The following is a 19,064-nucleotide window of genomic DNA, read 5'->3' on the forward strand; positions in this document are numbered from 1 at the left end:
GCTTATATAAGTGCTGTTACATTCGGTGGGTGACCGATCCCACCGAAGAAGGTCTCTGGCGTCCACTGCGGCTGCTGCTGGCGCGCATGGACGACGACATCGCCCGTCTGTACGCCGGTACGGACATCAAGCCGACCTACGTCATGGAGCTGCTGCGCCTGCACCACCGCGGCCCGATGACCATCCGTGAGCTGGCCGAATCCGTGCAGCGAACGCACTCGGCACTGAGCCAGAAGGTGGCGGCCATGAAGGCGGCCGGGCTCGTCGAGGTCACCAGGGGCCCGGACGCGCGGAGCAAGCGCGTGTCCCTCACCCCGGCCGCGACGGCGTTGGCCGGCAAGCTGGCCGCGGAGTGGCGCGCCACGGAGGCGGCGTCCGCCGAGCTGGAGGCGGAGCTGCCGTACCCGCTCAGCCAGGTCGTCCGCGACATCGAGGAGGCGCTGTCCCGCAGGAGCTTCCACGACCGGATCGCGGCGCGGCTCGCCGACGATCCGGGGTGGCGGTGACATGGCGCTGAAGCACGCCTTCGTCGACCTCGGGCCACTGCGGCGGGTTCCGGTCTACCGGCGGCTGTGGTTCGGGCAGACGGCGTCCGGCTTCGGCAGCCAGATGACGATCGTCGCGGTGCTGTTCCAGGTGTGGGACATGACGGGGAGCGTGGTCTGGACCGGCGCGGTCGGTATGGCGCAGGCCCTCCCGCTGCTCGTGTTCGGCCTGTTCGCGGGCTCGCTCGTGGACAGGCACGACCGGCGGCGGCTCTACCTGCTCGCCATGATCGGGCAGGCGGCGTGTTCCGTCCTGCTCGCACTGCAGGCGTTCTTCCTGCACCTACCGGTCCTGACGCTGCTGGGCCTCGTGGCGGTGCAGGCGTGTTTCAGCGCGGCAGGCGCGCCGGCGGCACGCACGTTCCTGCCGTTGCTGCTGGCGCGCGACGAGCTGGCCGCGGGTCTCGCCCTGACCCGCATCGGGTTCCAGAGCGCGATGCTCGCCGGACCCGCGCTCGGCGGGCTGGTGCTGGGGGTGTGGGGTGTCGGCGCGTGCTACGTGGTGGACGCGCTCACGTTCTGCGCCGCGTTGTGGGGCGCGTTCGGGCTGCCCGCGGCGACCCCGTCCGGCGCCCGGCCCGGCCTGCGTGGCGTCGTGGACGGGCTGGCGTTCCTGATCCGCGCGCCGATGGTGCGGGGCGCGCTGCTGACCGACCTGGCCGCGACCGTCCTGTCGATGCCGATCAGCCTGTTCCCGCTGGTCAACGCCGAACGGTTCGGTGGCGACCCGCGCACGTTCGGGTTGTTCATGTCCGCGGTGGCCGTGGGCGGGGTGGTGGCGTCGGCGCTGTCGGGGACGTTCACCCGGCGGGCGCGACAGGGCGTGGTGATGCTCGTGGGGGCGACCGCGTGGGGCGTCGCGCTGGCGGCCTTCGCCCTCGCGACGGACCCGTGGCTGGGCCTGGCGTGGCTCGTGGTCGCGGGCGCCGCCGACACGGTGTCGGTCGTCGCACGGAGCACGATCGTCCAGCTCCACACCCCGGACGCGATGATGGGCCGGGTCACGGCCGCGGAACAGCTCGTCGGCCGGGGCGGTCCCGAACTCGGCAACCTGCGCGGCGGCCTGGTGGCCGCGGCCACCAGTGGCACCTTCGCCCTGATCAGCGGCGGCGTGGCATGTGTGGCGGCCGTCATGCTGATCGCCGCGTCCACGCCCGGCCTGCGCCGCTTCCGCTTATAGGCGAGGCGGGACCCGTCGTCCCGGGTCCCGCCTCGTCGCAAGTCGCTGTTCGGTTGTGGGTCTGGCTGGGTCAGGCCTGCGGCTGGCCCTGCTGCAGGTCTGCTTCCAGCTCCTTCAGGCGCTCCTGGTGCTTCCGGGCGTGGTGGCCGCAGAAGAGGAGCTCGCCGCCGGAGGGAAGAATGGCCCGTACCTGCGCGGCGGCGCCGCAGCGGTCGCAGCGGTCAGCGGCGGTCAGGTCGGGGCGGGTGAGCGTCGTGTTCATGGCTAATCTCCCTCCGTCCCGGCATCCGGTGGCCCGGTGCCGTGTTCGGCTGCGACCACTGCTGGCGCGGTGTCGCTGCCTCTACTCTCTCAGACGTTTTCGCTCCCGTCAGTGTTCCCGGACCGAATGAGAGATCACTCGACACACGATTTAACCCGGTTGTCGTATCGGGAATCTCGGATTGCAGGATCTTCTGGTGAAATTCGTCGGACGTGTGCTAGCCAGCGAACGCATCCCCGCGCCGTTACTCTTCGTGACCGGCGGCGTGTCCATGTACCTCGGTGCCGCGGCCGCGGTCTGGCTCTTCGACGTGGCGTCCCCTTCGGCCGTCGCGTGGCTGCGGGTGTGTGGCGCGGCGATCGTCCTCTTGGCATGGCGACGGCCCGGACGTGCGGCCTGGCGTGGGAAAGTCTTCTGGCTCGCCGCTGTGTTCGGGGTGGTCACCGCGGGCATGAACGTCGCGTTCTACGAGGCGATCGACCGGCTGCCGCTCGGCACGGCGGTCGCGCTCGAGTTCGTCGGACCCGTTCTCGTGGCCGCGCTGGGGTCACGCTCCGTACGCGACTTCGGAGCGTTGTTGTTCGTGGTCGCGGGCGTCGTGCTCATCGCGGACGTCCGCTGGACGGGCAGCCCGCTCGGTGTCGTGTTCGCTCTCAGCGCAGCCGTGCTCTGGGCCGGATACATCGTTCTCGGCAAACGTGTCGCATCTCTCGGCCTCGGAGTGGACGGTCTGGCCGTCGGTTTCGCGGTCGCGACGGTGGTTTTGTCCCCTTTGGCCTTCGGGGCCGGTCCGGTGTGGACTTCGCCACGTCTGCTGCTGCTCGGCGTCGGGGTGGGCGTGTTGTCCACAGTGGTCCCGTACGTCCTCGACCAGATCGTGTTGCGGCGCACCGGTCAGGCGGCGTTCGCGCTGCTCCTGGCGTTGCTGCCGGTGACAGCGACCGTGATCGGGCTGGTCGTGCTGCGCCAGGTGCCGAGCCTGCCCGAGGCGTTGGGGATCCTCGCGGTCGTACTGGGTCTCACGATGCGGACGCGCGAGCGGGACTCGCGACCCGAGCCGCTCTAGTCACACTCCAGTCAGGCTCGTGCCGGCTTCGGGTCGTACGCGACCCGCGCCGACTCGACCTCCTCGATGTGTGCCTCCGCCCAGACCTTGATCGCCCGCATGACCGGCAGCAACGTGTGACCGAGTGCCGTGAGTTCGTAGTCGACGCGCACGGGCACCGCCGGGGTGACGGTCCTCGTCACCAGACCGTCTCGTTCGAGGGTCCGCAGCGTCTGCGTGAGCATCTTCTGGCTCACCCCCGCGATCGCGCGGGCGATGTCGTTGTACCGGCGCGGCCCCTCCGCGAGCGCCACGAGGACGAGGCTCACCCACTTGTCGCTGATCCGGTGGAGCAGCTTGCGGGTCGGGCACGCGGCCAGGAACGCGTCGTACGCCGCGCGGGCCTCCTCGCGCCGGGCGGCGGCCGTCTTCGTCGGCATGGCGAACCTCCCAGAAGGTAACGCACCTTCAGGTGCCTACTTACGAATGGAGAGTACCCCTCCTACGGTTTGCCGCACAGGCACTGAAACACGAGGGAGACAGTGATGCGAGCAGTGATCGTCCGGTCGTTCGGCGGACCGGAGGTGCTGGCGGTGGCCGACGTCCCGGTGCCGTCGCCGGGTGCGGACCAGGTGCTGATCCGCGTCGAGGCGGCCGCGGTGAACCCGGTGGACATCGCGACCCGCGCGGGCTGGTTGGCCGAGGCCGGCCTCATGGCGGCCACCCCACCGGTCGGCGCGGGCTGGGACGTGGCGGGGGTGATCGACGCGGTCGGCGCGGGCGTCGAGGGGTTCGCGGTCGGCGACCGCGTGGCCGGGCTCTCCGACCGGCTCGACCTGCCGGCCAAGACCCACGCCGAGTTCGTGGTGCTCGACGCGGACACGGTCGCGCGAACCGACCTGGACCCGGTCCCGGCGGCCACACTGCCGTTGAACGTGCTGACGGCCGCGCAGGCGCTCGACGTGCTCGACCTGGCCGAGGGCGCGACGGTCCTCGTCACGGGCGCGGCGGGCGGGGTCGGCGGGTTCGCGGTCGAGCTGGCGAAGGCCCGCGGACTGCGGGTGGTCGCGGCCGCGGGCGACGGCGACGAGGAGCTGGTGCGCGGACTGGGCGCGGAGACCTTCGTGCCGAGGTCGGCGCCGCTCGCGGAGTCGGTGCGGCAGGCCGTCCCGGGCGGGGTGGACAGCGTGCTCGACGCGGCCGTACTGGGAGTGGGGGCACTGGACGCACTGCGAGGCGGCGGCACCTTCGTCGCGGTGATCGCCGGCGCGGCCCCACCCCCACTGCGCGGCACCCGAGTGAAAAACGTGATGGTCCGCGCCGACGGCAAACGCCTGGCCGAGCTGATTCCCCAGGTCACCCCAAGAGTGGCGGACACCCTCCCCTTGACGGAAGTAGCGAAAGCCCACCGCCGCACCGAAAAAGGCAACCTACGAGGCCGCCTGGTCCTAACCCCATAACCCCGCGAGTCGCGCCCCCAAACACACTGAGTTGTCAGTTCCATGCATGTGTCGCCTTGCATGAAGCGGACAACTCGTTGTGCGCGGGAGCGCGACTCGCGAGTCTCAGACCCCGCGAGTCGCGTTCGCAGACACAGTGAGTTGTCGGTTTCGTGCATGTGTCGCCTTGCATGAAGCGGGCAACTCGTTGTGTGTGGGAGCGCGACTCGCGGGTCTGAGACGTCGCGAGTCGCGTTCGCGGGCGTAGTGAGTTGTTGGTTTGTGCATGTGTCGTCTGCATGAGGCCGACGACTCGTTGTGTGCGGGAGCGCGACTCGCGAGGTGGGGTTTTTTGGGTCAGGTGGGTTGCTTGGGGTGCCACGGTTTTAGCCATGGTGACTCTGGCCAGTTTTCCGCGGCGGCTAGGAGTTCGATGCCGGTTGCGCCGTCGAGGGACTCGCGGATGATGTCCGCGTGGCCCGCGTGCCGGGCGATCTCCTCGATCAGGTGCAGCAGTACCCAGCGCACCGACCAGGCCTCGATGTCCTTCGGGAACCACGGCTGGCCCTTCGGGACCGGCACCGGGTGGCCCAGGTCGACGTCCGCGACGGCCGCCTCGGTCTCGGCGGCCGCGGCGTCGATGTCGGCGAGCAGGCTTTCGAGGGTGTCCGACTCCGACAGCTCGAACTGCTGGTTGTAGCCCTCCGCGCCCGACGGCTCCGGTCCGCCCGTGATCCGGTTCGTCCAGCCGCGCTCGGTGAACGCCACGTGCTTGAGCAGCCCGCCGACCGACAGCGCGCTCGCGCTCGGCGTGGCACGCAGCTGCTCCTCGGTCAGCCCGTGCGCGGCGTGCTTCAGCACCCGCCTCTGCTGGGCGATGAACCCGAGCAGGCCCGATCTCTCGTCGGGCACCGGGGGAACGTTCGCGTCCAACTGACCTACCTCCCAGAAATCAGCATCCCCGCCGCCCAGACGGGGCGGCGGGGATGCATTGAAGCACGTCAGCGACGCTGGATCGCCAGAATCACTCGAGGTAGTCGCGCAGGACCTGCGACCGTGACGGGTGGCGCAGCTTCGACATGGTCTTCGACTCGATCTGGCGGATGCGCTCACGCGTCACGCCGTAGACCTGGCCGATCTCGTCGAGGGTGCGCGGCTGGCCGTCGGTGAGACCGAAACGCAGCCGGACCACGCCCGCCTCGCGCTCGGACAGCGTCGCCAGCACCGACTGCAGCTGGTCCTGCAGGAGCGTGAACGACACCGCGTCGACCGCGACGACCGCCTCGGAGTCCTCGATGAAGTCACCGAGCTGGCTGTCGCCCTCGTCACCGATGGTCTGGTCCAGCGAGATGGGCTCCCGGGCGTACTGCTGGATCTCCAGCACCTTCTCCGGGGTGATGTCCATTTCCTTCGCCAGCTCCTCCGGCGTCGGCTCGCGGCCGAGGTCCTGGAGCAGCTCGCGCTGGATGCGGCCCAGCTTGTTGATGACCTCGACCATGTGCACCGGGATGCGGATGGTGCGGGCCTGGTCGGCCATCGCGCGGGTGATCGCCTGGCGGATCCACCACGTGGCGTAGGTGGAGAACTTGTAGCCCTTGGTGTAGTCGAACTTCTCGACCGCACGGATCAGGCCCAGGTTGCCCTCCTGGATCAGGTCCAGGAACGCCATGCCACGGCCGGTGTAGCGCTTGGCCAGGGACACCACGAGGCGGAGGTTCGCCTCCAGCAGGTGGTTCTTGGCGCGCTCACCGTCGCGGACGATCCACCGCAGGTCGCGGCGCAGCTGCGGGTTCAGCTTTTCCGCGGACTCCTCCTCGGCCTTGCGCACCCGCTCCGCCGCGTAGAGGCCGGCTTCGATCCGCTTGGCGAGCTCGACCTCCTCCTCGGCGTTGAGCAGCGCCACCTTGCCGATCTGCTTCAGGTAGGCGCGGACGGAGTCGGCCGACGCGGTGAGCTCGGCGTCCTTGCGGGCCTGCCGCAGGGCCTCCGACTCCTCCTCGTCCCAGACGAAGTCGCCGTCCTTGCTCTCCTTGGGGTCCTTCTCCTCGACGTCGTCGGCGACCGCCGCGTCCACCACGTCGGTCTCGAGGTCGACGTCCTCAAGGTCCTCCAGGTCGGGGGAGTCGAGGTCGGGCTCCTCGCCGTCACCTGGCTCGCCGTCGGCGGGAGAAGCGGCCTTCTTGGTCGCGTCGGCCTTCGTCTTCTTCGGGCCGGCGGACTTGGTCGCCGTCTTGCGGGGGGCACGGGTCGTCTTGGCGGCGCCCGCCGTCTTCTTGGCTGCGGTCTTCAAGCTCGGCTTCTCGGTCGACTCGTCGGTGTCCGGCTGGGCGTTGGCCGACTTGGCCGCGCCCGCCGAAGCGGTGGAGCGTCGGGATGCGGTTCGTGCGGCTGCCACGTACGCCCTTTCGCTGCTCATCACGGGCAACGTCAGACATATGGATGCCTGACCTGCCGGAGTTCGGGGGAAAGCCCGGGGGCCTCGGCCCAGGGCACTGTTCCATTGTAACGACGAACACCGCGCCGCGGGTGCGGACCCGCGACGCGATCAGTGAATCTCAGCCGTGGTGGCCGACCTTGACGGCCCGCGCGGCGCCCACGATGCCCGCGTCGTTGCGCAGTTCGGCGGCCACGACCTTGGTCCGCACCTCGAGCAGCGGCAGCCACTTGTCGGCCTTCTTGCTGACCCCGCCACCAGCGATGATCAGGTCCGGCCAGATGAGGTCCTCGAGGCTGCGGATGTACCTGGTCACCCGGCCCGCCCACTCGGCCCAGGACAGGTCGTTCTCCTCCTTCACCGAGGCCGCGGCGCGGGTCTCCGCGTCGTGGCCGTCGACCTCGAGGTGGCCGAACTCGGTGTTGGGGATGAGCTTGCCGTCCCGGAACAGCGCGCTGCCGATGCCGGTGCCGAACGTCAGCAGCACGACGACGCCCTCGCGGTCGTCCGGCCAGCCGTAGGAGATCTCGGCGATGCCGGCCGCGTCCGCGTCGTTCAGGACCACGACCTCGTCGTGCTCGCGCTTGAGCCGCTCGGCGAACAGCGACTGTGCGTCGGTGTTCAGCCAGGTCTTGTCGATGTTCGCGGCGGTGTGCGCGATCCCGCGCTTGATCACCGCGGGCAGCGTCACACCGACCGGCCCGGTCCAGTCGAACTCGTCGACGATGTGCTTGACGACGTCCGCGACAGCGTCCGGCTTCGACGGGTCCGGGGTGGGAATCCGCAGCCGCTCGCCGACGAGCTTGCCCGCGTCGAGGTCGACCACGCCTCCCTTGATGCCCGAACCACCGATGTCCACGCCGAAGCCGAGGGTTGCAGCCATCCCCGCGGGTCCCTTCGTACTCGATTCAGTACCGCTTTCCCCGGAGGTTAGCCGGATGTGGTCCGATAGGTCTCGTGGGTGCCTGGGATGAACTGCTCGCCGTTGCCGTATCGGTAGCTCGGGAGGCCGCTGAGCTCGCTCAGCGGTCCCGGCCGTCGGCCATCACGGATGTGGACACGAAGTCGTCGAAGACCGACGTGGTGACCGCCGCGGACGTGGCCGTCGAGCAGCTGGTCAGGGCCCGGCTCGGCGAGTTGCGGCCGGGTGAGCCGGTGTTCGGCGAGGAGACCGGCGGCGCGGACACGGGCGCGCCCGGCCAGGTGTGCTGGGTGGTCGACCCGATCGACGGCACGGTCAACTACCTGTACGGCTACCCCTGGTACGCGGTGTCACTGGCCGCGCAGGTCGACGGTGTGTCGGTGGCCGCCGCGGTGGTGGAGCCCGCGTCGGGCAGGGAGTGGACGGCCGTGCGCGGCGCCGGCTCGTGGTGCGACGGCGTGCCGCTGCGGGTGTCGGACGCGACGCGGCTGGACCTGTCGCTGGTGGCGACGGGTTTCGCGTACCGCGTCGAGCGCCGGGAAAGGCAGGCGGTCGGCGTGTCGCGGCTGCTGCCGAGGGTGCGGGACATCCGGCGCGGCGGTGCGGCGTCGCTGGACCTGTGCGCGGTGGCGGCCGGATGGGTGGACGCCTATTTCGAACACGGCCTGTCACGGTGGGACTGGGCGGGCGGCACGCTCGTCGCCGAGGAGGCGGGCGCGGTGGTCCGCTACCCCGGCACCGACGACGAACTGGACCGGGAGTTCACCTTCTGCGCCACCCCGGGCATAGCGAAGGAACTACGGGAAGCCCTGACCACCGCCGGCCTCACCGGCCTGTAACCCCGCGAGTCGCGTTCTCGGACACAGCGAGTTGTCGGTTTCGTGCACCCCTCATCGACGTGGGTGTGTGCACGAAACGTACAACTCGCTATGCGTGGGAGCGCGACTCGCGGTGTTTGGGAGCGCGACTCGCGGTGTTGGGGGGCGCGACTCGCGGGTTAGCACCTGACGTTGCGGGCTGCGGAGATCAGTTCCGGGCTCAGGTCGGGTTTCGGGGCGTCGGCCTGGAGGCCGCCCTTGGCCGGGGGGTTCTGTTCGGCGAAGTCGTTCAGCTGTTCCAGCAGGGTGCGGGCGGCGCGGGTCGGGTGCAGGTCGTCGAACTTCTCGCCGAGCACCACGTCGACCGTCGCGTCCTTGCGTTCGTCGCGGATCAGCTCCGAGCACGGTTCGACCAGGCTGAGGGTGCGCGCGGCCGCCGTGCCCTGCGCGCCGAAGCGGATCTGGCCCCGGCAGGTCATCTTCTCGCCGTACAGCGCGTCGTTGGCCGGGTCGCCGATCTGCGTGAAGCCGAGGCCGCGCAGCGTCTCGGTCACCAACCGGGCCTGGCCGCGCTGGCCGCTCGCGTTCACGACCCGCACGAGCGCCGAAGACGGCGCCGCGGGATCGGTGCGGTCCAGGGCCGTGGGCTCCAGCGGCTTGCCCAGCGTGGGCGCGGGCTTGCCCTTGACGGTCGACGTGGGCGCCGGTGGCGGGTCGCAGTGCGCCGCCGTGGTGATCTCCTCGTCCGCCTTCATGACCTTCAGCCACACGACCGTCGCCGCGATGCCGAGCACCAGGATCAACAGGAACGCGGGTAGCGGCCGACGCTTCCGATAGCGCTGCCCCCGGCCCCGCATGACGTTCCCCGCCGCCACTTGTCCCCGCCCTTCTCGGTTGGCCGAACTTCGTAGGTCCCCACCCCGTTGTTCGCTGCTGATCAGCCTAGGCGTTTCAGCTCCGTTCGGCGGCTTGAGGGCCGCCGAAGTCGACGTATCGTGTCGAGATCGAGCCCTTCGGGGTGCGCGACCGCAGGTCGCGACCACACAGACGCATACGGTGACGAGAGGTTGCCCGGACCCCGGCAGGCGTTTAAGACACACCCGAACGGGTGACCTGCTGGATAGGTCCGACGGTATGGGCTACCCTCTGCCCGCTCCAGTCGTCGAACATGAGATGCGAATCGATTCCGACGGGTCCCGCGGGTGGACCCTGAAACACGGCGCGAAGTGCGAGACCTCCGTCACTTGAGATGACGGGCACAAACTGGGGCGCCTGAACGTTGACCAGCGCGCGAACACATCCTGAAGTGGGGGTGCACGAAGATGGCCACCGATTACGATGCGCCACGCCGCAGCGAGGCCGACGATCTCGCGGAGGACTCGCTCGAGGAGCTCAAGGCACGTCGAAACGAGAACCAGTCCGGAGTCGTCGACGTAGACGAGTCGGACACCGCGGAGAGCTTCGAGCTGCCGGGTGCCGACCTGTCTGGCCTTTCCGGCGAGGACCTGACCGTACGCGTCGTGCCGAAGCAGGCCGACGAGTTCACCTGCTCCAAGTGCTTCCTGGTGCATCACCGCAGCAGGCTGGCCGAGGAAGTGAACGGTCAGCCGATCTGCCGCGACTGCGCCTGAGCCGCGTACGCACGGCGGGGGACAACAGAAGAACGGGACGGGCCTGCTCACCGGATGCGGTGGCGGGCCCTATCCGTGCGCCTGTCCGCGCAACAGTGCCGCCACCTTCTCCGGGTGGCGGGTGGAGAACACCCAGTAGGGCGTGGGGTCGGCCGGGTCGGTGACCTGGACCCGCAGCACCGGGCCCACCCAGTTGCGGTGCAGCACGAACGCGCGCGGGTCCAGCTGCGGACCGAGCACCCGGCGCTTGTCCTTGGCGGCGATCACCTCGACCTCGCCGACGTACTCGAGCGGCAGGTGGGCCTCGCCGACGAACAGTTCGCCGCCCGCGATGCGGACCGGTGCCCGGCCCGCGCGCCAGATCAGCACCGCGGTGAGCGGCAGGAGCAGCACGTACGGCAGCCACGAGCGCAGCCCCGGGTAGCCGAGGTGCACGGTCGCGGCCATCAGCCCCGCGGCCGCCATCGGCAGCAGCCACGAGTACCAGGTGACGTAGAGCCGCTCGGCATGAAGCGGGGCGGCACCATGCGCGCCGGAACCATGCTGGGCCGGGACCGCACGCACCGTGGGGTCTGCGGGGGTCGCCCCCGCAATGTCATGGCGACCGTCCCGGCGAGCTTGCCCTGGCAAGCGAGCAGGGTCGCCCGGAGGTCGCGGTGTGGTCGGCTCTTTCTCGGCCGCACCGCGTGGTGAGTCGGTCACGACTCCAGGGTAGTCTCGCCGCTCGTGCCCAGCGTGGAGGTCCTGCTCACCCGTATCGACCCCGGTGTCCCCGTGCCGTCGTACGCCAACCCCGGCGACGCCGGCGCGGACCTCGTGACCACGACCGACGTCGTGATCGAACCCGGCGAGCGCACGACCGTCGGTACCGGCGTCGCGATCGCGCTGCCGGAGGGCTACGCCGCGTTCGTGCACCCGCGTTCCGGGCTCGCCGCCCGGGTCGGGCTGAGTGTGGTGAACACGCCGGGCACGATCGATTCCGGCTATCGCGGCGAGATCAGGATCTGCCTGGTCAACCACGACCTGCGGGAACCGATCGAGCTGCGCAGGGGGGACCGGATCGCCCAGCTGGTGGTACAGCGCGTCGAGCACGCGGTGTTCCGTGAGGTGGACGACCTCGGTGACTCCCAGCGCGGTGCCGGCGGCTACGGGTCGACCGGCGGGCATTCGGTGCTGACACCGGTGGAGGGCTGAAAGCGGTGGGATTGTTCGGACGGCGTAAGCGTGCCGAGCGGGACGACTACGAGCCCGGGTACGACGAGCAGGACGCTCAGGACGGCGATGTCGCCGACGACGACCTCGCGCCCGAGTTCGAGGGCGACCTGTTCGAGTACGCGGGCCCGCACGACGAGGCCGACGCCCCCGACGACGGCCTGAACCGGCTCGACCTCGGCTCTGTCCGCCTCCCGGTGCCCGACGGCGCACAGCTGCAGGTCGAGATGGACGCCAACCGCGCGGTGCGCGCGGTGCACGTGGTGACCCCGGTCGGGCAGCTGACGGTGAACGCGTACGCGGCGCCCAGGTCGGGCGGCCTGTGGCGTGAGGTGTGCGGTGAGCTGGCCGAACAGCTCCGCGGCGACGGCGCGAAGGTGCGCAGCGCCGCGGGCGAGTGGGGCCAGGAGCTGGTCGCCGCGCTCGGCGAGGTGCAGCTGCGGTTCATCGGTGTCGACGGTCCTCGGTGGATGCTGCGTGGCGTGGTCGCGGGTCCGCCGGACCTCGCGGAGCAGAGCACGCATGCCCTGTACGACCTCGTGCGCGGCACGGTCGTCGTGCGCGGCACACAGCCGATGCCGGTGCGCACGCCGCTGCCGATCGAGCTGCCGCCCTCCATCGCCCAGCACATCCAGGCCCAGCAGGGCTAACGGCCTCCCGCGCGCAGCCAGGCCAGTACGGCCGCCCTCCCGAGCGCTTCGGGGTCCGCTCCCACGATGTCCAGACGGGTCGTGCACATGGTCGCCCTCGGCAGGGCCTCGAGCCACGCGTCGGCGATCTCTTTCGGGTGGACCGGGTCGTCCGTGCAGGCCGCGATGCCGGTCGGCACGTCCAGCTCGGCCAGGGCCTCCAGTGTCGGCGCGGGTCGCTCCGCCGCGACGGCCAGGGAGCCGGCGAGCCCGTCGCCGTGTCCGCGCCACGACCGGGACAGCTCGGTGGCGAGCCACGGCGGCGTCCCGTCGGTGGCCACCGCGAGCGCGCCGTCGACGCCGAGCGACCGCACGAGGTCGGCCGCGGCGCGAGCAGAGACGGCGCCGGGCGCGTCACCTGGTTCGCCGTGCCAGCCCGGCAGGGCGAGCACAAGCCCCGCACACCGGCCTGGCCGGGTGAGCGCCCACTCGGCGGCGACGTGCGCGCCGAACGACACGCCACCCGCGATGACCGGCCCGTCCGCCGCGGCCTCGTCGAGCGCGTCCAGGCACGCCTGCGCCAGTCCCGGCCCTGGTACGGGCTTCGGAGTGACCGCGCGGACACACACCGCGGCGAACGGCACCTCGAACACCGACCGCACGAACACCTCGTCCGAGCCCGTTCCCGGCAGGAGCACGGCGACCTCGGCAGATCCCGGTTCCGCAACATTCACGGGGCAGATCCTCCACCAGGGGCCACATCAGGTGGTTACGCTGGTTTCGTCCGGGCCGGAGTCGGGGCCGGCCCCTGCAACCACGGGAGCGTCAACATGGGCACCGAGAAGGGCCCCTTTCGCCGCTTGGTCAAACGGCTGACGAGCGACGTCGAGGAGCTCGATGCCGACGACCTCTCGGAAAAAGCCGAGGCGGTCGGGGCACGCAAGGCCCGCGACTGCCAGTCCGGTGAGCAGGTCACGGTGTGCGGCCGGGTCCGCAGCGTCGAGCTGAGCCCGCGCGACGCGGTCGCCACGCTCGAGGCGGAGCTGTTCGACGGGACCGAGGGCGTGACACTAGTCTGGCTCGGTCGTCGCCGGATCCCGGGCATCGAACCGGGCCGCACGATCAAGGCACAGGGCCGTATCGCCATGCGGGATGGCCAGAAGGTGCTCTACAACCCCTACTACGAGTTGCAGACGGCTACATGACTGAACCCGCCAAGACCGCGGCCCCCAACCCTTCGGACCCCGCCGAGGAGAAGGAGCAGACGCTCCTCGAACAGATGGGTGGGATCAGTGGACTGATCTACTCGTCGGTCCCCGTGCTCGTCTTCGTGCTGCTGAACTCGTTGTTCGGGCTGACGGTGGCGATCTGGGGCGCGCTCGGCGGCGCGGCGGCCATCACCGTGCTCCGCCTCGTGCGCAAGGAACCGCTGCAGCCCGCGATCTCGGGGTTCTTCGGCGTCGGCATCGCCGCGTTCATCGCGTACCGGACGGGCTCGGCCAAGGGCTTCTTCCTGTTCGGCATCTGGGCGAGCCTCGTCTACGGCAGCGTGTTCGCGGCGTCGATCCTCGTGCGGTACCCGCTCGTCGGCGTCATCTGGTCGTTCCTGAACGGCCACGGCATGGGCTGGCGGTCGGACCGCAAGGCGATGTTCGCCTACAACATGGCGACGCTGACGTGGGTGCTGGTGTTCGCGGCCCGGTTCATCGTGCAGCGCTGGCTCTACGACGAGGACCAGACCGGCTGGCTCGCGTTCGCCCGTCTCGCGATGGGCTACCCGCTGACCGCGATCGCGCTGGTGGTGACCGTGTGGGCCGTGACGCGCGCGGGGCACCGCGTGAAGAAGCTCCAGTCGGACGCCGAGGAAGAGGACCGCGCGATCGAGGAACGGTTGCGCGCCAAGTACTCCGGCAAGCCGGAGCCGGAAGGCGCCTAGCCGGGGTCAGTAGCCAAGGGCCTTGCGGATCTCGTCCTCCACGTTCGCCGACGCGACGAACAGCAGCTCGTCGCCGGGCTCCAGGGGGTCGTCGGGTTGCGGGACGATCACCCGGCCGCCGCGCAGGATGACCACCAGTGCGGCGTCCCGGGGCAGGTGGATGGCGCGGACCGGCTTGCCCGCGAGCGGTGTGTCCTCCGGCAGGGTCATCTCGACCAGGTTGGCCTGGCCCTGCCGGAGCGTCAGCAGCTGCACGAGGTCGCCGACGGACACGGCCTCCTCGACCATCGCCGCCAGCATTCTCGGGGTCGACACCGCGACGTCCACGCCCCACGCCTCGTTGAACAGCCACTCGTTCGCCGGGTCGTTCACCCTGGCGACCACGCGGCGCACCGCGAACACCGTCTTCGCGAGCAGCGACACGACCAGGTTGACCTTGTCGTCGCCGGTCGCCGCGATGACCACGTCGCACAGCTGCAGGCCCGCGTCCTCAAGCGACGACAGCTCGCACGCGTCGGCGAGCACCCACTCGGCCTGCTCGACCGTGTGCGGTTCGTACTGGCTCTCCAGCCGCTCGATGAGCATCACCTGGTGGTCGCCCGCCACCAGCTCGGCGGCGATGGACCGGCCGACCGCCCCGGCCCCGGCGATTGCGACCCGCATTACGAGGCCTCCTCAGGCGGCTGTGCCGCCGCGTTGGTGACATCGCTGACCGTGCCGGAGAGCGCCGCGACGTAGACCTGGTCGTCGTGCTGCACGACGGACTTCGGGGCCGGCAGCACCCCGGTGCCGAACCGCATGATGAACGCGACGCGTGCGCCGGTGGCCGCCTCCATCTCGGCGACCGTGTGGCCGACCCAGCCCTCGTGGAACGGCAGCTGCACGATCGCGACCTTGCCGGTCGGGTCGCGCCACGCCGACGCGACACCGTCCGGCAGCAGCGTCCGCATCAGCCGGTCGGTCGTCCACGGCACGGTCGCCACCGTCGGGATGCCGAGCCGCTCGTACACCTCGGCGCGCTTGGCGTCGTAGATGCGGGCGACCACGTGCTCGACGCCGAACGTCTCCCGCGCGACCCGCGCGGAGATGATGTTCGAGTTGTCCCCGCTGGACACCGCCGCGAACGCCCCGGCTCGCTCGATGCCCGCCTCGACCAGGACCTTCCGGTCGAAACCACCGCCGACGACCTGCTGGCCGTGGAAGTCGATACCCAGCCTGCGGAACGCCTGCGTGTCCTTGTCGATGACCGCAACCGTGTGGCCAAGCCGTTCGACCGCGGCGGCGAGCGACGAGCCGACGCGCCCGCAGCCCATGATCACCACGTGCACGAGCCGGCCTCCTCGGGTAGTTCCTCGGATGTGTCATGCAGAACCTACCGGTGGCTGCTCCATCCCGGTGACCGGACCGCTTACGCTGTCGTTCCGTGCCCAAGCTCGCGTCTGTGCTGAAGCGCTTGGTGGTGGGACGCCCGTTCCGCACCGACCGCCTCGCGCACACCCTCCTGCCGAAACGCATCGCGCTGCCGGTGTTCGCGTCCGACGCGATGTCCAGCGTGGCGTACGCGCCGGAGGAAATCCTCCTCACGCTGTCGGTCGCCGGTGTCTCGGCGTACATGTACAGCCCGTGGATCGCGCTCGTCGTCGTCGCGCTGATGCTCGCGGTCGTCGCCTCCTACCGCCAGAACGTGCACGCCTACCCGTCCGGCGGCGGTGACTACGAGGTCGCGACCGTCAACCACGGACCGAGATGGGGCCTGGTCGTGGCGAGCGCGCTGCTCGTCGACTACGTACTGACGGTGTCGGTGTCGATCTCCTCGGCGGCCGCGAACATCGGGTCGGTCGTGCCGTTCGTCGCCACGCACAAGGTGGAGTTCGCGGTCGGCGCGATCGTGGTCCTGACGGCGATCAACCTGCGCGGCGTCCGCGAGTCGGGCACGGTGTTCGCGATCCCGACCTACGCGTTCGTGCTCGGCATCGTCGCCATGGTGATCTGGGGCGCCACCCGGGTGTACCTGCTCGGCGACGACATCCGGGCGGAGAGCGCGAACTTCGAGCTGCTGGAGGAGGGTGACCACCTCACCGGGTTCGCGCTGGTGTTCCTGGTGTTGCGCGCGTTCTCGTCCGGCAGCGCCGCGCTGACCGGTGTCGAGGCGATCAGCAACGGTGTGCCCGCGTTCCGCAAGCCCAAGTCGAAGAACGCGGCGACCACGCTGCTGCTGATGGGCGTTCTCGCGATCATCATGTTCCTCGGCCTGATCATGCTGGCCACCGTGACGCAGACGAAGATCGCCGAGGACCCCGCGCACCAGCTGGTGAACGCGCCCGCGGGCTACGAACAGAAGACGCTCGTCGCGCAGCTCGCGAACGCCGTTTTCAGCGGTTTCGACCCCGCTGTCTGGTACGTCATCTTCTTCACCGGCCTCATCCTGGTGCTCGCCGCCAACACCGCGTTCAACGGTTTCCCGGTCCTCGGGTCGATCCTCGCCCAGGACCGGTACCTGCCGCGTCAGCTGCACACCCGTGGCGACCGGCTCGCGTTCTCCAACGGCATCGTCGGCCTGGCCGCATTCGCGATCGTGCTGGTGGTGGCGTTCGACGCCGAGGTCACGAGACTCATCCAGCTGTACATCGTGGGCGTGTTCGTGTCGTTCGTGCTGAGTCAGAGCGGCATGATCCGGCACTGGAACCGCCTGTTGCGCACCGAGGAGGACGAGGCGGAGCGCACGAAGATGCGCAGACGCCAGGCCATCAACGGGTTCGGTCTCTTCATGACCTCGGCCGTGCTGGTGATCGTGCTGATCACCAAGTTCATGCACGGCGCGTGGATCGCGATCGCCGCGATGGCCGCCATCTACCTGTTGATGACGGCCATCCGCCGCCACTACGACCGGGTGGCGGAGGAACTGCGTGAGGCGGAGGCGACCAGCGACGTGTCCACGTTGCCGTCCCGCAACCACGTGATCGTGCTCGTGTCCAAACTGCACCTGCCGACGCGCAGGGCACTGGCGTACGCCCGCGCGACCCGCCCGGACGTGCTGGAGGCGGTGACGGTCAACGTCGACGAAACCGACACCCGCACGCTGGTGGCGCAGTGGGAGCAGGAGGACTTCTCGGTGCCGCTGAAGGTGATCGAGTCGCCGTACCGCGAGATCACGAAGCCGGTGCTGGAGTACGTGAAGCGGGTGCGCACGGCGAATCCGCGCGACGTCGTCACCGTGTACATCCCGGAGTACGTCGTGGGCCGCTGGTGGGAGCAGATCCTGCACAACCAGAGCGCGCTGCGGCTGAAGGGCAGGCTGCTGTTCCAGCCGGGTGTGATGGTGACGAGCGTGCCGTGGCAGCTGGCGTCGGCGGACCGGCGCAAGGAACGGCTCCGCGCGCGTCAGGAGGTGTCGCCGCTCGCGATGCGACGTGGCCTGTCGGAGAAGAAGGACCGCCAGTGACGACGTGGGTGGGCCGCCGCTTCGAGGTCGAGGTGGGCCGGGTGGCCCACGGCGGCCACTGCGTCGCGCGGCACGAGGGCCGGGTGGTGTTCGTGCGCCACGCGCTGCCCGGCGAACGGGTCGTGGTGTCGGTGACCGAGGACCGCGGCGGTTCGTTCTGCCGCGGTGACGCCGTTGCGGTCCTGTCGGCATCACCCGACCGGGTGGCACCGTCGTGTCCGGTGGCCGTACCGGGCGGCTGCGGCGGCTGCGACTGGCAGCACGCGACGTGGGACGCCCAGCGCGCGCTGAAGGCGTCGGTCGTGTCCGAGCAGCTGTCGCGCCTCGCGGGCGTGGAGATGCCGGTCGAGGTGGAGGAACTGCCGGGCGGTCCGCTGCGCTGGCGCACCCGCGTCCGCATGACGGTCGACGACGCGGGACGTCCGGGCTTCCTGGCACACCGCAGCCACCGCGTGATTCCGGTCGACGACTGCCCGATCTCCGCGTACGGCACGGTCGACGAGGTGGTCACACGGACGTGGCCGCCGGGTTCGGCGCTGACCGTGTCCGTGGACTCGGCCGGGGAGACCCACGTCGGCGAGGAAGAGGTCGCCGTGGAACGGGCGGTCCGGCGTGAGTGGCGGGTGTCGGGCTTCTGGCAGGCCCACCCGGACGCGGCGGACGTGTACGGCGAGGTCGTCGGCGAGTGGGCGGGGTTGTCGGCGGGCGAGTCGGCGTGGGACCTGTACGCGGGGGTCGGGTTGTTCGCGGCGGTGCTCGCGGAGCAGGTCGGCCCGGCGGGCTCGGTGATGGCGGTGGAGTCGCACCGCGCGGCGGCCGTCGAGGCGGCGGGGAACCTGGCGGACCTGCCGCAGGTGCGGGTGTTCGCGGGCCGTGTGGAGGCGGTGCTGCGGGCGGGCGAGGGGCCGGACCCATCGGTGGTGGTGCTCGACCCGCCGCGCAAGGGCGCGGGCCGTGCCGTTGTGGACGCGATCGCGGACCGGGGCGCGTCGCGGGTGGTGTACGTGGCGTGTGATCCGGCCGCCCTCGCCCGGGATGTGGCGACGTTCGCCGGGCACGGGTTCCACATGACGCGGCTACGGGCGTTCGACGCGTTCCCGATGACGCATCACGTGGAGTGCGTGGCGTTGTTGGAGCGTTAGCGGCGCTGGTCGTCCTGCGGCCCGAAGGGGGTGGCGGGGACGCCGTAGCCGCGGGGCTTGTCGTCGGTCGTGCCGAACCAGGACGACTCGTTGTCGGGTGCCGGGGGCGTGGGTTCGCCCGGGCGTCGCGTTCCGGCGGGCTGGATGCCGGGGGGTTCGCTGGGCTGTTGGCTGCCGTGGGGGGTGGCGGGGATGCCCGGTGGTGGGGTGGGTTGGCCCGGCTGTTGGCTGCCGTGGGGGGTGGCGGGGACGCCTGGTGGTGGCGTGGGTTCGCCGAGGTTGCCGCCGAAGGTAGCGGAGGAGATGCCTGGGGGTTGGGTGGGTTCGCCGGGCTGTTGCCCGCCGAAGGGGGTGGCGGGGTTGCCCGGTGGTGGGGTGGGTTGGCCCGGGTGTTGGCTGCCGTAGGGAGTGGCCGGGATGCCCGGTG

Annotated in this window: 22 protein-coding genes and 1 pseudogene; 12 read left to right on the forward strand and 11 right to left on the reverse strand. The window is 70.5% G+C overall.

Annotated features, from left to right (window positions below):
- Positions 1–29: 29 nt before the first annotated feature.
- Both ACIBVP_RS12495 and ACIBVP_RS12500 read left to right on the forward strand, forming a co-directional pair.
- Positions 30–506, forward strand: coding sequence for a MarR family winged helix-turn-helix transcriptional regulator (locus ACIBVP_RS12495; protein WP_396106178.1), 477 nt, complete (start codon positions 30–32; stop codon positions 504–506).
- Between the two features lies 1 nt (position 507).
- Positions 508–1,725 (forward strand): MFS transporter, encoded by a 1,218-nt coding sequence (locus ACIBVP_RS12500; protein WP_396106179.1) that lies wholly within the window; start codon positions 508–510, stop codon positions 1,723–1,725.
- Between the two features lie 70 nt (positions 1,726–1,795).
- On the opposite strand, the gene ACIBVP_RS12505 is transcribed toward ACIBVP_RS12500, so the two are convergent.
- Positions 1,796–1,987, reverse strand: coding sequence for a hypothetical protein (locus tag ACIBVP_RS12505; protein ID WP_396106180.1), 192 nt, complete (start codon positions 1,985–1,987; stop codon positions 1,796–1,798).
- Between the two features lie 271 nt (positions 1,988–2,258).
- Between ACIBVP_RS12505 and ACIBVP_RS12510 the strand changes: the two genes are divergently transcribed.
- The gene (locus ACIBVP_RS12510) at positions 2,259–3,053 is read left to right on the forward strand and encodes an EamA family transporter (protein ID WP_396106421.1); all 795 of its coding nucleotides are present in this window, start codon (positions 2,259–2,261) and stop codon (positions 3,051–3,053) included.
- 11 nt (positions 3,054–3,064) lie between these two features.
- Here the strand turns inward: ACIBVP_RS12510 and ACIBVP_RS12515 are convergent, their stop codons facing one another.
- The gene (locus tag ACIBVP_RS12515; RefSeq protein ID WP_396106181.1) at positions 3,065–3,472 is read right to left on the reverse strand and encodes a winged helix-turn-helix transcriptional regulator; all 408 of its coding nucleotides are present in this window, start codon (positions 3,470–3,472) and stop codon (positions 3,065–3,067) included.
- A gap of 105 nt (positions 3,473–3,577) precedes the next feature.
- Here ACIBVP_RS12515 and ACIBVP_RS12520 point away from each other — a divergent pair, with 105 nt between their 5' ends.
- Positions 3,578–4,492 (forward strand): NADP-dependent oxidoreductase, encoded by a 915-nt coding sequence (locus ACIBVP_RS12520; protein WP_396106182.1) that lies wholly within the window; start codon positions 3,578–3,580, stop codon positions 4,490–4,492.
- Positions 4,493–4,828: 336 nt separating this feature from the next.
- Here the strand turns inward: ACIBVP_RS12520 and ACIBVP_RS12525 are convergent, their stop codons facing one another.
- The 3 genes from ACIBVP_RS12525 to ppgK form a co-directional block, all read right to left on the reverse strand.
- Positions 4,829–5,404 carry a DinB family protein gene (locus ACIBVP_RS12525; RefSeq protein ID WP_396106183.1) on the reverse strand — a complete coding sequence of 192 codons (576 nt, stop codon included), beginning with the start codon at positions 5,402–5,404 and terminating at the stop codon, positions 4,829–4,831.
- Between the two features lie 91 nt (positions 5,405–5,495).
- The gene (locus tag ACIBVP_RS12530) at positions 5,496–6,866 is read right to left on the reverse strand and encodes an RNA polymerase sigma factor (protein WP_396106422.1); all 1,371 of its coding nucleotides are present in this window, start codon (positions 6,864–6,866) and stop codon (positions 5,496–5,498) included.
- A 160-nt stretch (positions 6,867–7,026) separates the two neighbouring features.
- On the reverse strand, positions 7,027–7,788 hold the full coding sequence (gene ppgK, locus ACIBVP_RS12535; RefSeq protein WP_396106184.1) for a polyphosphate--glucose phosphotransferase: 762 nt from the start codon (positions 7,786–7,788) through the stop codon (positions 7,027–7,029).
- A 74-nt stretch (positions 7,789–7,862) separates the two neighbouring features.
- On the opposite strand from ppgK, the gene ACIBVP_RS12540 reads away from it, so the two are divergent.
- Entirely contained in the window at positions 7,863–8,666 is an 804-nt protein-coding gene (locus tag ACIBVP_RS12540; RefSeq protein ID WP_396106185.1) for an inositol monophosphatase family protein, read from the forward strand.
- Positions 8,667–8,824: 158 nt separating this feature from the next.
- Here ACIBVP_RS12540 and cei read toward each other — a convergent pair whose 3' ends face one another.
- On the reverse strand, positions 8,825–9,502 hold the full coding sequence (gene cei / locus ACIBVP_RS12545; RefSeq protein ID WP_396106186.1) for an envelope integrity protein Cei: 678 nt from the start codon (positions 9,500–9,502) through the stop codon (positions 8,825–8,827).
- A gap of 465 nt (positions 9,503–9,967) precedes the next feature.
- On the opposite strand from cei, the gene ACIBVP_RS12550 reads away from it, so the two are divergent.
- On the forward strand, positions 9,968–10,276 hold the full coding sequence (locus tag ACIBVP_RS12550; protein ID WP_396106187.1) for a DUF4193 domain-containing protein: 309 nt from the start codon (positions 9,968–9,970) through the stop codon (positions 10,274–10,276).
- A 69-nt stretch (positions 10,277–10,345) separates the two neighbouring features.
- On the opposite strand, the gene ACIBVP_RS12555 is transcribed toward ACIBVP_RS12550, so the two are convergent.
- Positions 10,346–10,840: a DUF3093 domain-containing protein gene (locus ACIBVP_RS12555; protein WP_396106188.1), complete on the reverse strand. Its 495-nt coding sequence runs from the start codon at positions 10,838–10,840 to the stop codon at positions 10,346–10,348.
- Between the two features lie 162 nt (positions 10,841–11,002).
- On the opposite strand from ACIBVP_RS12555, the gene dut reads away from it, so the two are divergent.
- Both dut and ACIBVP_RS12565 read left to right on the forward strand, forming a co-directional pair.
- Entirely contained in the window at positions 11,003–11,470 is a 468-nt protein-coding gene (gene dut / locus ACIBVP_RS12560) for a dUTP diphosphatase (protein WP_396106189.1), read from the forward strand.
- Between the two features lie 5 nt (positions 11,471–11,475).
- Positions 11,476–12,138, forward strand: coding sequence for a DUF3710 domain-containing protein (locus ACIBVP_RS12565; protein ID WP_396106190.1), 663 nt, complete (start codon positions 11,476–11,478; stop codon positions 12,136–12,138).
- Here the strand turns inward: ACIBVP_RS12565 and ACIBVP_RS12570 are convergent.
- Positions 12,135–12,851 (reverse strand): alpha/beta fold hydrolase, encoded by a 717-nt coding sequence (locus ACIBVP_RS12570; protein WP_396106191.1) that lies wholly within the window; start codon positions 12,849–12,851, stop codon positions 12,135–12,137. The genes ACIBVP_RS12565 and ACIBVP_RS12570 overlap by 4 nt on opposite strands.
- Before the next feature lie 96 nt (positions 12,852–12,947).
- On the opposite strand from ACIBVP_RS12570, the gene ACIBVP_RS12575 reads away from it, so the two are divergent.
- Together ACIBVP_RS12575 and ACIBVP_RS12580 are read left to right on the forward strand one after the other, a co-directional pair.
- Positions 12,948–13,322: an OB-fold nucleic acid binding domain-containing protein gene (locus tag ACIBVP_RS12575; protein WP_396106192.1), complete on the forward strand. Its 375-nt coding sequence runs from the start codon at positions 12,948–12,950 to the stop codon at positions 13,320–13,322.
- Positions 13,319–14,053 carry a DUF3159 domain-containing protein gene (locus ACIBVP_RS12580; protein WP_396106193.1) on the forward strand — a complete coding sequence of 245 codons (735 nt, stop codon included), beginning with the start codon at positions 13,319–13,321 and terminating at the stop codon, positions 14,051–14,053. The genes ACIBVP_RS12575 and ACIBVP_RS12580 overlap by 4 nt, the downstream gene beginning before the upstream one ends.
- Positions 14,054–14,059: 6 nt before the next feature.
- Here ACIBVP_RS12580 and ACIBVP_RS12585 read toward each other — a convergent pair whose 3' ends face one another.
- On the reverse strand, positions 14,060–14,716 hold the full coding sequence (locus ACIBVP_RS12585) for a potassium channel family protein (protein WP_396106194.1): 657 nt from the start codon (positions 14,714–14,716) through the stop codon (positions 14,060–14,062).
- A complete protein-coding gene (locus tag ACIBVP_RS12590) occupies positions 14,716–15,381 on the reverse strand; it encodes a potassium channel family protein (protein ID WP_396106195.1) in 666 nt (221 codons plus the stop codon). Before ACIBVP_RS12590 ends, ACIBVP_RS12585 begins: the two co-directional genes overlap by 1 nt.
- 95 nt (positions 15,382–15,476) lie before the next feature.
- Between ACIBVP_RS12590 and ACIBVP_RS12595 the strand changes: the two genes are divergently transcribed.
- Together ACIBVP_RS12595 and ACIBVP_RS12600 are read left to right on the forward strand one after the other, a co-directional pair.
- Complete coding sequence (locus ACIBVP_RS12595) at positions 15,477–17,495, forward strand: APC family permease (protein WP_396106196.1); 2,019 nt, start codon at positions 15,477–15,479, stop codon at positions 17,493–17,495.
- Entirely contained in the window at positions 17,492–18,637 is a 1,146-nt protein-coding gene (locus ACIBVP_RS12600; RefSeq protein WP_396106197.1) for a class I SAM-dependent RNA methyltransferase, read from the forward strand. Before ACIBVP_RS12595 ends, ACIBVP_RS12600 begins: the two co-directional genes overlap by 4 nt.
- On the opposite strand, the pseudogene ACIBVP_RS12605 reads toward ACIBVP_RS12600, so the two are convergent.
- Positions 18,634–19,064, reverse strand: a pseudogene (locus ACIBVP_RS12605) (hypothetical protein); the annotation flags it as partial. The gene ACIBVP_RS12600 and the pseudogene ACIBVP_RS12605 overlap by 4 nt on opposite strands.

This window comes from Actinophytocola sp. NPDC049390 (assembly GCF_044466355.1).
GTDB lineage: Bacteria > Actinomycetota > Actinomycetes > Mycobacteriales > Pseudonocardiaceae > Actinophytocola.